Origin of the sequence: Pseudomonas sp. NPDC089401, from assembly GCF_044749485.1 — a bacterium.
Taxonomy (GTDB): domain Bacteria; phylum Pseudomonadota; class Gammaproteobacteria; order Pseudomonadales; family Pseudomonadaceae; genus Aquipseudomonas.
The window spans coordinates 20,407-34,543 of the sequence record NZ_JBIVIA010000014.1; the positions used below are offsets into that span (position 1 = coordinate 20,407).

At 67.1% G+C, this 14,137-nt stretch carries 6 protein-coding genes; 1 reads left to right on the top strand and 5 read right to left on the bottom strand.

Features of this window, described 5'->3' with window-relative positions; all coding sequences use genetic code 11:
- Positions 1-5 precede the first annotated feature (5 nt).
- The 5 genes from ACIP21_RS24985 to ACIP21_RS25005 form a co-directional block, all read right to left on the bottom strand.
- The gene (locus ACIP21_RS24985) at positions 6-1,652 is read right to left on the bottom strand and encodes an acyl-CoA synthetase (protein ID WP_400693454.1); all 1,647 of its coding nucleotides are present in this window, start codon (positions 1,650-1,652) and stop codon (positions 6-8) included.
- 136 nt (positions 1,653-1,788) lie between these two features.
- Entirely contained in the window at positions 1,789-6,165 is a 4,377-nt protein-coding gene (locus tag ACIP21_RS24990) for an NEL-type E3 ubiquitin ligase domain-containing protein (RefSeq protein WP_400693457.1), read from the bottom strand.
- 147 nt (positions 6,166-6,312) lie between these two features.
- Complete coding sequence (locus ACIP21_RS24995; protein WP_400693460.1) at positions 6,313-10,851, bottom strand: NEL-type E3 ubiquitin ligase domain-containing protein; 4,539 nt, start codon at positions 10,849-10,851, stop codon at positions 6,313-6,315.
- A gap of 67 nt (positions 10,852-10,918) precedes the next feature.
- Positions 10,919-11,956, bottom strand: coding sequence for an AraC family transcriptional regulator (locus tag ACIP21_RS25000; protein ID WP_400693463.1), 1,038 nt, complete (start codon positions 11,954-11,956; stop codon positions 10,919-10,921).
- Positions 11,957-12,020: 64 nt separating this feature from the next.
- Positions 12,021-12,884, bottom strand: a complete 864-nt coding sequence (locus ACIP21_RS25005; protein WP_400693466.1) for a LysR substrate-binding domain-containing protein — start codon at positions 12,882-12,884, stop codon at positions 12,021-12,023.
- Positions 12,885-12,996: 112 nt separating this feature from the next.
- On the opposite strand from ACIP21_RS25005, the gene ACIP21_RS25010 reads away from it, so the two are divergent.
- A complete protein-coding gene (locus tag ACIP21_RS25010; RefSeq protein WP_400693469.1) occupies positions 12,997-14,103 on the top strand; it encodes a 2-aminoethylphosphonate--pyruvate transaminase in 1,107 nt (368 codons plus the stop codon).
- Positions 14,104-14,137 lie beyond the last annotated feature (34 nt).

Here is a 14,137-nt window from a genome sequence, read left to right on the forward strand (position 1 = left end):
CCTGTTCAGGCGCTGGCAGGGGTTGCCTGTTGCGCGTGTTGTCTGGCGACTTCCTGGTTGCGCAGGATGAAGCGTTGCAGCTTGCCGCTCGGGGTCTTGGGCAGCTCGCTGACGAATTCGATTTCGCGGGGGTAGGCATGCGCGTACAGGCGCTGGCGCACATGCTGGCGCAGGGCTTCTGCCAGCTCGGCGCTGCCTTGACAGCCGCTGGCCAGGACCACGAAGGCCTTGATCAGCTCGGTGCGTTCCGGGTCCGGCTTGCCGATCACGGCCGCCTCGATCACCGCCGGGTGCTCGATCAGCGCGCTCTCCACATCGAACGGGCCGACCCGGTAGCCGGAGGTGGTGATCACATCGTCGCTGCGGCCGACGAAGCTGATGCTGCCGTCCGGGTTCAGTTCGACGGTGTCGCCGCTGAGGTAGTAGTGGCCGACAAACGCCTTGGTCGCCAAGCCGAGGTAGCCGCCAAACCAGCACAGGGGTGACTGCTCGCGGTCGACGGCAAGGATGCCCGGCTGCCCGGGCGGCAGTTCGTTGCCCTGCTCGTCCAGCACCACGATGCGGTGGCCGGGAATGGCGAAGCCGGCCGACCCCGGATGCACCGGGTGCGCCAGGCCATGGTGGTTGCACAACACCATCCCCAGTTCGGTCTGGCCATAGTGGTCATGGATGGTCACGCCCAGCTCGTCGGCGAACCAGCGGATGACTTCCGGATTCAGCGGCTCACCAGCACTGCTGACCACCCGCAGGCGGCCCTTGACCGGTACCGAGAACTCCGTGCCGGCGGCGATCAGCAGGCGATAGGCCGTGGGCGAGCCTGCCAGATTGGTAATGCCCAGCTTGTCGATCAGGCGCGCGCAGCTCTCGACGCTGAACGGGCCGTCATAAAAGGTGGTGGCATGGCCGAGCGACAACGGGCCGGTAACGGCGTAATACAGGCCATAGGCCCAACCCGGGTCGGCCAGGTTCCAGAAATTGTCGGTGGGCCGCAGATCGATGGCATCCCGCATGTAGCCCTGGAACGCGACGATGGCGCGCAGCGGCACTTCCAGGGGCTTGGCCGGGCCGGTGGTGCCAGAGGTGAACATCAGCAGGAACGGGTCATTGCCCGAGCGCATCACCGGCTCGCAATCGGCGGCTGCGTTTTCCAGGCACTGCTGGAAGTCCAGTTCACCGACACGGGCGTCGACCGTGATGATCGTCGGGCAGGCGTGCACCTCGTCCAGCTTTGCACGGTTGTGGCAGTCGGTGACAACCACACGGGCATGGGATTGTTCAAGACGGTGTTCGATGGCCTTGGGGCCAAAGGCCGTGAACAACGGCTGGTACACCGCCCCAAGGCGCCAGGTGGCAAGAATGCTGACCAGTAGCTCGGGGGTGCGCGGCATCAGCCCCGCCACCCGGTCGCCAGCGCCCACGCCTTGCGCCTTGAGCACATTGGCGAAGCGGGCGGCAAGCGCTTGCAACTGATCGAAGGTGTAACGGGCGCCGTTGCCGTCGCGATCCTCGTGCAGCAGCGCCAGCTTGCCCCTGCCGACGTGGCGGTCACAGCACTCGACGCAGGCATTTAGGGCGTCAAGGCTGCCATGCAGCGCCGCAGCAGCGGCCTTGCCATGCTCGAACAGACGAACGGCCTCGGCGTAATCACGCATCGTCGCACTCCTGGTTTGTTGTTTTTGGAGTTAACCATCGGTCAGACGATGTTCGCGTCACCGTGGCCAGGCGGCAATGGCCAAAGCTGTCAATCTGGATGAGCGGATTGGCCGCTGCCGCAGGCGCCTGCCGCCATCAGCCCACGCCGCGCTCGGTGCCTTCGTCGATGCGCGCCATGCGTTGCATGTATTCCAGCGTCAGGCGTTGCGCGAGCGCCGGATCGCCTGCCACCGCCGCCTCGTCGGCGAAAGACGCCGGGGCGTAGCGCACCAGGAACCGGCGCCAGAAAGGCCGGCGGCACAGGTCCTGGGCAATCACTTCGTCGAGCGAGGCCATCTCGACCGCCTGCTGCGCCGACGCAGCCAGCGCCGCACTCACCAGCGGGGCGGGTGACTCATGCATGCGCAGTGGCTGGAACGGCAATTTCAGCGCGCTGCGCAGCCTGACCCGATAACGCAAGCCCAGCGCCGCCTGAACGCGTGCATCGAGCCCGGCAGCACGCTCGCTGATATCGGTCTGCACGAACGCTTGCAGCCGGTCGAGCCGGAACAGGCCGCGGCCAAGGGACAACAGCATCGTCCCTGGCAGCGCCGGCTCGGCGTTCAGTGCCCGGGCTTGCGCATGCAGACGCAGCAACTGCGAAAACCGCTCGATGACGTCGTTGTCATCGGCCATTGCCGCGTTCACCACCCGGCGCACCGAGCCCGCGAACAGGGGATCGTTATCCATCATGGCCAGCACGGCCCAGCCGCGCTCGATCAGAAGGCGCCCCTGCCAGCTGATATCTGCATGGGTTTCCAGGCGGCTCAGCAACTCGAACACGCCAGCATTGTCCCCGTCCACTTCGAGGGCGTCCCAGATCCGGCCACGCTCGGCAGCCGTCGCCCCCTCTGCGACCCACCACGATCGCCCGGTAGCGCGCTCCGGCTCCTCCTGGATCGGCTCGAACGCCGTCAGGTTGGTGAACTCGTGCCGGCTCAGCGGATTGCCGGTGACCGTGAAGACCAGGCGAAACTCCCTGGGCATGTTCAACACGCCACGGGGCACATGACTCAGCGCATTGTCACGCAGGTCCACTTCGCGCAGGTCGTTGCACAGCTCGATATTCGTCGGCCACGCCTTCAGCCCGCACCTGCGCAGTCTCAGTTCGGTCAATTGCATCAGGTGAAGGTAGTTGATGTCGTAGGTGGCAAGGGACGGGTTGTCACTCAGGTCCAGGTGCGTCAACAGTGCCAGACGGCTCAGGGCGTCCGCACTCTGGGCGTTCAGGCGGATCTGGTTATGCGCCAGGCGCAGGCGCCGCAGATTGACCAGGTAGCCGAGCCCCTCCGGGCAGCTCAGCAGACGATTGCCACTCATGTCCAGGCGTTGCAGGGAGGTGAAGGCCTGCAGGAATCGCGCATGCACCGTGTCGATCGACGTCTGCTGGATGATCAAGGTCGTGACATGCTGGAAGGTCACTGGCGCAGGCAGGTCGGGAAGCGTGGTAATCGCCAGCTCACTGAATGCCAGCTTCAGGCCGACCCGTGCGCCACGGGCCGTCAGCTCGTACTGATCGCCCAGCCCTCGCCACGCCCGCAGCACGCGCTCGCCCAGCAGTTGCCGGGCATTGCGTTCAGGCCCGTTCGAGGCGAGGCTGACCCAGGTATCGAGCCCTGCTGCCAGCTGTTGCACATCATCCTCCAGCGCCCTGAGCTCGGCCTCGATCGCCCCCCCACGTCGCCATCTGTCATTGACCTCGCGCTCCAGCTGGGCCTCACTCAAGCCGGGAAAGAGCTGGCGCAGCGTTTCGCGCAAGCGCCCCTTGCGGGTCAGGCGCGCCGGGCCACGGCCACTGAGCAGGTAGCCGACCCTGCCGTCCGGCAAGCGTTGCCCAGGGTTCCACCAGCGTGAGGTCGGTGGCCAACCGAGCAGGCCCTCGATGGCGGACTGGTTATCCGGCAACAACGCCAGCAACCTGTCGCGCAACTGCGCCGCCGCATCGTCAGCCGTGATCTGCAGCGCGCCCAGCAGCCCGTGCTTGCGCAGCAGGCCGACGAGCGCCTGGTAGATGTCGTCGGCGGGCTCCCCTTCGATGCGGGTACCTCGTTCGTCATAGAGATTGAACACCCCCTGTTCATGAATCAGCTGGTAGCGAGGGCCATCGATGCTGGCCGATACCACGGCGGCCAGCGGCTCTTCCCCGGCAAGCGCATTGGCCAGGGACACATCGAGGCCATCCAGGCGCAGGGTCTCCAGAAGGCGAAACAGCAGTATCCCGGTGTCGTCGCAATAGGCGCCGGGCAAGTAACATCCCGCCATCATGCGGTTGAACCTGGCCATACGCGCCAGCGCATGGGCCTGGGTCGCCAGCGCCAGTGGCAGCCGTTGCGGCCCTGGCGCCGATGCCTCGTGCGTGTCGCCGGCCTCGCCGGAGGCCCGGGCCTGGGTGGCCAGTGCCTGGGCATAGGCGTCGGGCAGCCCGGTGAAGGTCCTGGCCAGTTGCCGGGCCAGCTCGTCGGTGCTTGCCGGGGCCTGGGTCACGTGCATGAACAAGGGATGCCGCAGCCGGGTTCGAGCGCCCAGCACATTGGCCACGCCCCTGCCGACATCGAATTGCCGCTCGCACCAGTCGAACCATTGCCGGTTGCTGATGACAGGGGGCGACTGGCGCAATTGCCGGAAAAACCCCTCTATCTGCGCGTCGGCCTCGAATTGCTCGAGGATGACCCGCAGATTGATCGGTACCCGGCGGTTTTCCACCAGCACGCCTCGCAGCTCGTCGTCGTCCAGGCCGGCAGCACGCAGCACCTGTCGGGCGCTTGTGGCGTCCCATGGCGCCTCGTGCGGCCACAACCGGTCGAGCATGGCAGCCGGTTCGGCCAGGGCTGCCGGCCGCCCGTGCAACAGCTGCCAGCCGCGCTCGCCATTGTGCAGCAGTGCCGGCCCATAGGCCGCCGGGCGCTGTGGGTGACGCAGGCGATAGAGCCCGGCGGCCTTGGGCTGGTGCACTTCAAGGTAGCGGCCATCCAGCCGGATCCAGTACCGCGCCCCGTCACGGTAGCGGCCATCGGCCTGCAGCACGGGTTTTCCCGGCGTCGAGGCATAGGGTTGCAGGTCATCGGCCCACAGGCGGCTGGTCTGAGCGTCCGTGCTGACCAGTTCCATGGCATCGACAAAGGCACTGCGCACAAAGCCGGCTGCGGCAACCGTGCCGACCGTGGCGACCACCGTCGCCGCCACCCCGAGCAGGTGCTCCAGTGCTTCATGCCGGTGCCCCTGCGACCAGTCTTCCACGCCCTCGAACACTTCGCCCAGGGTCTGCACGAACAGGCTGGCCAACAGCACCGCGCCAACCGCAGGAAAAACAAAGCCCGCCAGGTTGAGCAGGCTCAGCCCTGCGTCTTTCCAGGCTTCGCGCCGCGCCTCGGCGGCTTGCGCATCCACCTGCGCAGTCGGAACCAGCAGCAGTCGTGCATCGTCCTTGAACCGCTGCACCTGCAGCCTGGCCATCGCGTCGAAGATCGACCCTTGCGCGGTTCTGCCTTCCAGCTCCAGGTCAGTCACGTCATCCTGCAGGCGCTTGCCCAGCACGCTGACGAAGTGCGCACGCTGGTCGAGGGCGACCAGCCGGGTGAAGTCGTCCAGGTATTGCGGCTGGCGCAACGACTGGGCCAAGGCGTTGCCAAGCTGCGTGTCCGAGGTGAATCTGCGCAGGCTCTGCTGGCGGGCACCGGGCAGGTACAGCAGGCTGCTGTGCAACTCGCCGTCCTTGTTTCTCAGGTGGATCAACAGCCCCTCGGCGACCGGACATTTCAGCACCTCGAGCAGCCCGGGGTAGGCTCTGAGCCCATCCTGGGTATGGATCGCCCCCGGTTCGAGCATTTCGCGCAAGGCCACTTGCTCCTGCGCGGAGATATCGCCTTTGAGCGCTGCCACCTCGACGACCAGGCCAAGCCCGGATTGCCGGTCGCTCGCCAGCAACGTGCAGGTACTGCTGTCATACACCCGGTCCAGTTCGGCCTGGTAGGCGGCGCCGACGTCCAGCGCGCGGCAGGCTTGCACCAGATCACGCGCAGGCCTGGACAGCACGGCATCGCCTGCGGGTGCCACCAGCCCGGTCCCCAGGTAGTAATGAACGTCGGCAAAATTGTGCATCAACCGCAGCAGGCCGTTCTCTCGCGCTTCGACAGGGGTGTAGCCGCCCAGTAGCGCATCCGGCAGTTTGCTGAAGGAAGGCCCTACCTGCTGCCATTGCAGCTGCTCGAACGCAACACCGTCAGGCAGCGGTTGCTGCAACAGGCCGGTGAACTGTCGCTCGGCAAAGTGCTGAGGGGACAGAAGGCCCAAGGTCCGAGCCCGCAAACGGGCCTGGGTCGCATGATGGGCATTCAAGCGTTCGCGCAGTTTCGCGATCTGGCCGCTGGAAGCCCTGGTCAGCCATGCGGGCAATCCGCCGCGGATACAGTCGTCGATGACGTTGTCGGGGTGCGGCGGGTTTGGCTGGGGATGGTTGCCGGTGTCTGGGGGCATTGCGGGGAGCTCCTTGCTGTCGGGAAAGAGCGCAATCCTCGACAACCGTCGCCTGCTACGGCAGAGGGAAGCGGTGCGTGAATGGGAATACCCGCGCCGCATTCCCCGCCTGTTGCACCTCGTCCCGGGAGCGCCCCGCCCTCGACGCTAGCGTTTCGCCTCGTGGTCGAGGGCCTCCTGGGTCAATTGCAAGGCCAGTGCATTGAGCTCGGCATCGCGCTCGATCTGCAGGTCCTGCCAGCGTTGCTTGTAGGCTTCGCTGGGCAACGCCTGCGCCTGCTCGTCGAGCTCGCTGCCGCGCGCGGCGAAGTCCTCCTCGATGGCCGTGAATGCCTGCGGATGCTCGGCGCGCAGGTAATTCAGCCAGCACTCGCGCTGGCTGAGGTTCTCGGCCAGGGCCTGGGTGCCTTCGGCTGCACGCACGCTTTGCAGGGCTTGCTGCAGTTGCGCGGGGGTGACATTGGCGACCGCCTCGAACTGCATGTGCCGCGGTTGCACGGGCAACTCCAGCGCCTCAGCCAGCCGCACCCGGTAGTACAGATCGATCTCGATCTCATCGATCAGGGCACGGGCACGCACATAGCCTGCGGCGCCGGGCGGGGGCAACCGCGCGAGGCGCTGCGCCACGTCGGCCAGGGCATGACGGCGCACTTCATCCAGGCGAAACAACCGACGTCCGAGGCCGAGCAGTGCATCGCGTCGTTCAGGGCCTGCACCGCCATGGCTTGCCTGGTGCGTCAGCATCAGCAGTTGGAGGTCACTGAAGCGGCCAGCGACACTGTCCACGCAGGTAACCGCCATGGCCGCCTGTTCGAAGACCCTCAGGCGCAGCGCGCTGTCTTCGTCGATGGCGCGCAACAGCGCCCAGACCTGCTCCGTGAGGTGCTCCGGGACCAGGCGAAAATCCCGGGTCTGCGCCAGGTCGCCGAGCAAGCGGTACAAGCCGGCACTGTCGGGCGCGGCGGCCAACCGCTCCCAGCGCTGCGCGTTCGCTTCGCGCGCCTCCTGCTCCGCGCCATCGAGCCAGCGTTCACGACCCGGCCCCTGTGCATCCACTGGCAACGGCTCGATCAACGGCGGCACCCCGCCCGCATGCTCGTGCACGCGTTCGGCGAACAAGCGCTCGCGCTCGCTGACGGCAAGCGGATTGTCATCCACCCTGAAGGAGCGGCGAAACGCCGCCGGCATGCGCAGGACGTTTTCGGGCACTTGGGCGATCTGGTTCTGGCGGATATCGGCGCAATCGAGAAAACCGCAGCTTTCCAGCCCCTGCGGCCAACTGAGCAAGCCACAACGGCGCAACCCGATCGACCTGAGCTGGGACAGCTGATTGAAGCGCAGGGCCAACGAGCCCAACGGGTTGAAGCTCAGGTCAAGATGGCGCAAGGCAGCCAGCCTCGCCAACGCCTGAATACCGTCCAGGTCCATGCGGATCCGGTTACCGGCCAGGCGCAGCTCGGTCAACTGGTTGAACCGGCCGATACCTGCGGGAATGCGCAGCAGCGCGTTGTCGTTCAGGCTCAGGCGCCGCAGTGCACCGAAGCCGTAAAGGAAGGCCGAGGGCACATCTGTCAGTTGCAAGCCGCCCAGGTGCAACTCGGTCACGCTGCCGAAGTCCGCCCGCTCCGGCAGCGACGGCAAGGTCCTCAAGGGCAGGCCGCTGAGGTCCAGGCGCCGGCCCGCGGCCACGCTGTCCGCGCCTTGGGCTGCCTCGCCCTGCAAGCGCCAGGCGCGGCGCAGCAGGCCGCTCACGTGCTGACGTATGCCGCGCCTGCTGTCGTTCAATTCGGCGCTGGCCCAACGGTTGAGCGACAGGTCGACCTGGCGGTACTCGGTTTCCAGCTGCAGGAGGTTGTCGAAGGGCGAGCCGGCCCTCTGCAGCAACTGGTTGAACAAGGTATCGAGCTGCCCTTCGCTCAAGCCCCAGTACAATTCACGCAGGCGGTTGCGCAGCAGGGCCCAGCGCAGCGAGGGGTGACCTTGGCCACGGCCGCTGAGCGGGTAGCCGATACGTCCGCCCGACAGGCGTTGCAGCGGATCGACGCGCGCCTCTGCCGGCCGCCAGCCGAGCAACCGCAGCAGTTCGGCGGGCGTGGCAGGCAAGCGTTCGACCAGGCGTGCCCGCAGTGCCCCGGCAGGGTCGTCGCCAGCCAGCCCAAGGGCGGCCAGCTCGGACGGCGAGAGGCATGCCACGATCGCCGCATAGAGATCCGCCGGCGCGGCGATCGCCTGCTCAAGCGGGTAACCTTGGTTGTCATACAGGCGAAACTCGCCGCCCCGGCGTGCCAGGACGGTCAGGGCCTGTTGCTCCCCCTGGGGGTCGAGCAGCGCCAGCCGTCGGCCGAATTCCGAGCCTTGGCGCAGCTCCAGGTTGAGCCTGGCAGGCCAGTGCGGCAGGCGCGGCAACATCGCCAGCACCAGCTCGCCCGTCTGGTCGCTGTAGCTGTTGGCGAGGTACAGCCCTTCGAGTGCACGGCTCAGGCGCACCTGCTGCAGCAATACGCGCGCCTGGCTGGCCAGGCTCAATGGCAGGCGCTGCTCCAGCACCGCCAGGTTGCGCCGGGCGTCGCCCACATGCTGGATCACGGCTTCGGCGTAAGCCGATGGCAGGCCAGGAAAGTCGCGTTGGACCAGGTCACGCAGGGCATCAGGCGACAGGGCCTGACGGGTCAGGTGCGCCAGCATCTGCTCGGCCAGTGCCGGCCGGCGTTGCAGCAGCCGTTCGCGCAGCGCCTGCGCCTCCAGCCCCTGCAGACCGGGCTGGGCCAGGCACCACTGCTGGATCTCGGCATCGGCGCTGGCCGGCACTTCACGCTGCATCTGTTCGAAGAACGCCTCGATGCGGGCATCGGCTTCAAAACGACGCAAGGTTTCCCGCAGGTTGACCGGCAATCGCCGCCCCTCCACCAGCAGGCCGCGCAACGCATCGCTGTCCACCCCCGCAACGCGCAGGACCGCGCTGGCCCGCAGTGGGCTCAACGGCACCTGTTGCGGCCACAGCATGTGCAGCATCTCGGTCTGGTCGTCACATTCCACAGGCCGCACGCTGCGCAAACGCCAGCCCCTGTCGCCGTTCGATTCGACCTCCGGGCCGAACGCACCGGCTCGCTGGGGGTGGCGCAGGCGCCAAGGCCCGTCCGCCTGCGGGCGGTGCACGCGATAATAACGATCACCCACCCGCAGGTATTTGCGCCCGCCCTCGGCGAACAGGCCGTCGGCATCCTGCGTGGTGCCCTGGGGCATGGCCTGGTAGGGTTGCAAGTCGCGCTGCCACAGGCGTTGCTCGCCGCTCTCCAGCTCGACCGGTTCGAGGCCGTCGACCAAGGCGCTGCGCTGGAAGCCGCGCACGACCAGTGCCGCGCCGGTGGCAACCGCGGCAGTGACGGCCAGCGTTTCGGCCACGCCGAGCATGTGTTCGAGGGCTTCGTGCTGATGCCCATGGTACCAATCCTCGGCGCCCTCATAGACCTCCGACAGCGTTTGCACCACCAGTTGCCCCAGCAGCAACGTGCCCACCACCGGAATGAACAGCCCCGCCAGGTTGAGCAACCCCAGCCCGGCATCCTTCCAGGCCTGCAGGCGTTCCCTGGCCGCTTGCAGGTCGGCGTCGGCGGTGGGTACCAACAGCACGCGCGCATCATCCTTGGCCCGTTGCACCTGCTGCGCCACCAGGCGATGGAAGACCTCGCCATTGCCGGTGACAGCCTCAAGCTGCAGGTCCGGTACGTCATCCTTGAGGCGCATCCCCAGTGTGCCGAGGAATTCGACCCTTGCCTTCAGCGCGACCAGCTGGCTGAAATAGTGGCGGTACCCCGGTGCCTGCAGTAATTCAGCCAGGGACGCATTGAGCTGCGCCCAGGAGGCGAAGTGGCGCAGGGCACGCTTCGGATCGCTTGGCAGGTACAGCACCACGCCCGCGTCCTCGCCCTCTTCGCCACGTAACTGGAACGCCAGCGCATCGGCGATCGGTTGGCCGAGCAGGGTCAGCAGGCCGGGGTAGGCGCGTAGTTTTTCCTCCGCCTGCGACTTCACCAGGGCGTGCAACGCCGCCGCCTCCGCACTGCCAAGATCGCCCTTGAGCAGGGCGACATCGAGCGCCAGCAGCAGCCCGGCCCGCTTGTCCCCGACCAGCAGCATCTGGGTGCTGCTGGAGAAGATGCGTTCGAGCAGCGCCTGATAGCCTGCCCCCACATCCCAGCGGCGACAGTCCCTGGCCAACTGCTCGGGGCTTGCCGACAACAGCTGTTCGCTATCGTCGCGAACCAGCCCCGAGCCGATCAGGATCTCCGCATTCTCGTGGAAGTTCTGCATCAATCGCAGCAAGGCCGGCTGGCGCTCCTTGACAGGCCCGTAGACCGGCCAGTGAATGCCAGGCAAACGTGAAAAGTTGCGCCGCACCTGCAGCCACTGCAGCGCGCGCAACGGCGTGTCGGCCGGCAGGCGGGCGCCGAGCAGCGTGGTGAATCGTTGTTCTGCGTAATCCTGCAGCGGGATCAATGCCGAGGTGGCGGCGCGCAGCGCAGCCTGGTTTTGCCGATGGCGCCTGAAGCTGTCACGCAGGCCGTTGATCTGCGCCGGCGTGGCCTTTTTCAGCCAGCCCGGGAGTGCGTTGCCAATGAACGTGTCGGTCGCGGTGTCGAGCTTGCCGCCGGGCAGGCCGGCAGCGGTGGGAGTTGGGGTAGGCATTGGGGGTCCTGAAATTGAACAAGCGCCCTAGCCTGCCCAACCTCTGCTGCCGCCCAGCAGCAGGAAATCAGCCACCCTCAGCGCCAGGCTGGTCCTCCCGCGCCAGGGCCAGTTGCCGATACTGCCCCGGGTTGCAGCCGAACCACTTGCGAAACGCCTTGTAGAACGAACTGCCATCGGCAAAGCCCAGGCCAGCGGCGATGTCCTGCATGCCCAGGCGGTCTTCGCTGAGCCAGGCGATCGCCAGTTCGCGGCGCACGCTGTCCTTGAGGCCCTGATACGTCTGCCCCTCCTCCGCCAGGCGGCGGCGCAGGGTCGATGCCGACAGGCACAGCTGGCGTGCCAGGCTGTCGACATCGGGCCAACGGGTGGGCTCGAGCACCAGCAGGTCGTGGCGAATGCGAAGCCCCAGGCTGGCCGGGTCGCGGTAGCGGACCAGAATGTTGCCAGGCGCCTCGGCGAGAAAGCGCTGCAGGTCCAGGGCCGTGCGCCTGAGCGGCAGGTCCAGGCCATCGGCAGCGATGATCATGCGCGTGCGCGGGCGCAGGAACTGCAGGTTCTCGGAAAACATCACCCGGTAGTCGTCGCAGAACGGCGGTTCGCCACAACGCAGGTCGATCGCCAGGATGGGGATGCGTCGCCCGGCGAGCCAGCAGGCCACGCCATGCACGATCATCCACAGGGTGAAGTAGGTGAAGGCCCTGCGCGGCGCGTCTTGCGGCTCGTTGATGACGATCTCGGCCAGGCCCGGCTGGCGTACCAGGCCGGGCTGCAGGTCTTCGAGCATCAGGCTGAGGAATTCCAGCGCAGTCTCCAGGCCCTGGGCCAGGGTCGGCTGGGCCATGGCCGCGCGGCACAGGAAGGCCAGGCTGCCGCTGCGCAGGCCGCGCGGGTCCATGGCGAAGAACTCGTCATTGCAGCGGCGCGCCAGCAGGCGCCATAACCGGGCGTAGGCTTGGGCACTGACACGTGCTTCGGGGTGGTCGAGCTCACTGGCCGCGATGCCGGCACGCCCGAGCAGCGCGGCACCGGCCCTGCCGTCCGGGCAGGCCTGCAGCAGCGCCTCTCGCACCAGCTGCATGGATATGCTGTCTTTCTCGCTCATCGGCCACCTGGGTTGCGCTGTGCCGGCCATCTTAGGCCGCCATGGGGAAAATGCCAGCCCGGCCTCATGCGCTGGCGGCCAGGCCAAGAAACGCCTGGATCAAGCGCAAATCGCGGCGCCGCTCCAGGCAGCCGACCATGTGCTGGTTGACCAGCCCGCCCCCCGCCAGCGGGCGCGCCACGATCCTCGGGTCATTGGCCACTTCGGTGGACGAAACCACGCCAATCCCCAGCTGCGAGGCCACCGCCTCGGTCACCGCCTCGCGGCTGTCCAGCTCCAGCAATACGCGCGGCTGTACCGCGGCCAGGCCACAGGCGCGGTCGAACGTGCGCCGGGTCGTGGAACTGGGCTCGCGCAGCACCATGATCTGCTGATGCAGCTCGGCCAGCGGCAGGTCGTCCTGGCTCTGCGCCCAGGCGTGCCCCGCCGGCAACAAGGCGCACAGGCGCGACTGGCAGAGGCTCTGCAAATGCAGGCCCTTGCGCGGCTCGATCTCGGTCAGCACGGCCACGTCGGCATGTTCGCCGAGCAACGCGGCCAGGGTGTCCTGGGCGTTGCCCAGCCGCAGGTTGACGGTGATGCCCGGGTAGCGTTCACGCAGCAGCGCCAGCATCGGCATGACCCGGTGCGGGCCATCGGCCGCCACCTCCAGGCGCCCGGTCAGCAACTGCCGGTTGGCTTCGAGCATGGCCTGGGCCTCTTCGGCCAGGCCGAACATGGCCCGGGTGATGGCCGCCAGGCGGGTGCCCTCTTCGGTCAGCTCGACCCGCCGAGCGGTGCGCCGCAACAGAGTGATCTGGTAGTGCTCCTCCAACGCCTTGACGTGCCCGGTCACCGCCGGCTGGCTGATGAACAGCCGCGCGGCGGCGCGGGTGAAGCTGCCTTCGCGGGCGACGGCATCGAAGGCGCGCAGCTGGAACAGGTTCATATTTATCGGCCTGACTTATAGCTGGGATAACGACAAACAATTTGATTGATGGCAGCGTGAATTGCAACCTAGGCCCCGTAGTTTCAGCCCACCGCCTGTGAGGAATAACGGAATGAGCAACGCCCCGATCCTGCTGACCCCTGGCCCTCTGACCACGTCAATCCGCACCCGCCAAGCCATGCTGGTGGACTGGGGCTCGTGGGACCGCGAATTCAATCAACTGACCGCCAACGTCTGCGAGCGACTGCTGGCGATCATCGACGGCAGCGCCAGCCACCACTGCGTGCCCCTGCAAGGCAGCGGCACCTTCGCCGTGGAAGCCGCCATCGGCACCCTGGTGCCACGCGACGGCAAGGTCCTGGTACTGATCAACGGCGCCTATGGCCAGCGCCTGGCGAAGATCTGCAAGGTGCTGGGCCGTGCCTACAGCACCTTCGAAACCGCCGAAGACCAACCGACCACCGCCACCGACGTCGACCGCCTGCTGGCGGCCGACCCGGCCATCACCCACGTGGCGCTGATCCACTGCGAAACCAGCACCGGCATCCTCAACCCGCTGGCAGAAATCGCCCAGGTGATCAACGCCCATGGCAAGCGCCTGATCATCGACGCCATGAGCTCGTTCGGCGCGCTGCCGATCGACGCCCGTGAAATCCCCTTCGAGGCACTGATCGCTGCTTCCGGCAAGTGCCTGGAAGGCGTGCCCGGCATGGGCTTCGTCTTCGCCGAGAAAACCGCCCTGGCCGCCGCCGAAGGCAACGCCCACTCGCTGGCCATGGACCTGCACGACCAGCATGCCTACATGGCCAAGACCGGCCAGTGGCGCTTCACCCCGCCCACCCACGTGGTCGCGGCCCTGCACGAAGCGTTGCAGCAATACGCGGAGGAAGGCGGCCTGCCAGCGCGCCACCGGCGCTATTCCGCCAACTGCAAGACCCTGCTCGACGGCATGGCGGCCATCGGCCTGCGCAGCTTCCTGCCCGCCGCGATCCAGGCGCCGATCATCGTCACCTTCCATGCGCCGAGCGATCCTCGCTACCAGTTCAAGGACTTCTACGAGCGGGTCAAGGCCAAGGGCTTCATCCTCTACCCGGGCAAGCTGACCCAGGTCGAGACCTTCCGCGTCGGCTGCATCGGCGTAGTCGGTGCCGATGGCATGCAGGCCGCGGTGAATGCCGTGGCCGAAGTGCTGCGGGAAATGGAAGTGCTGGACATTTGACCCTTTGCCCACCCGATTTCAGGAATCAGCGCAC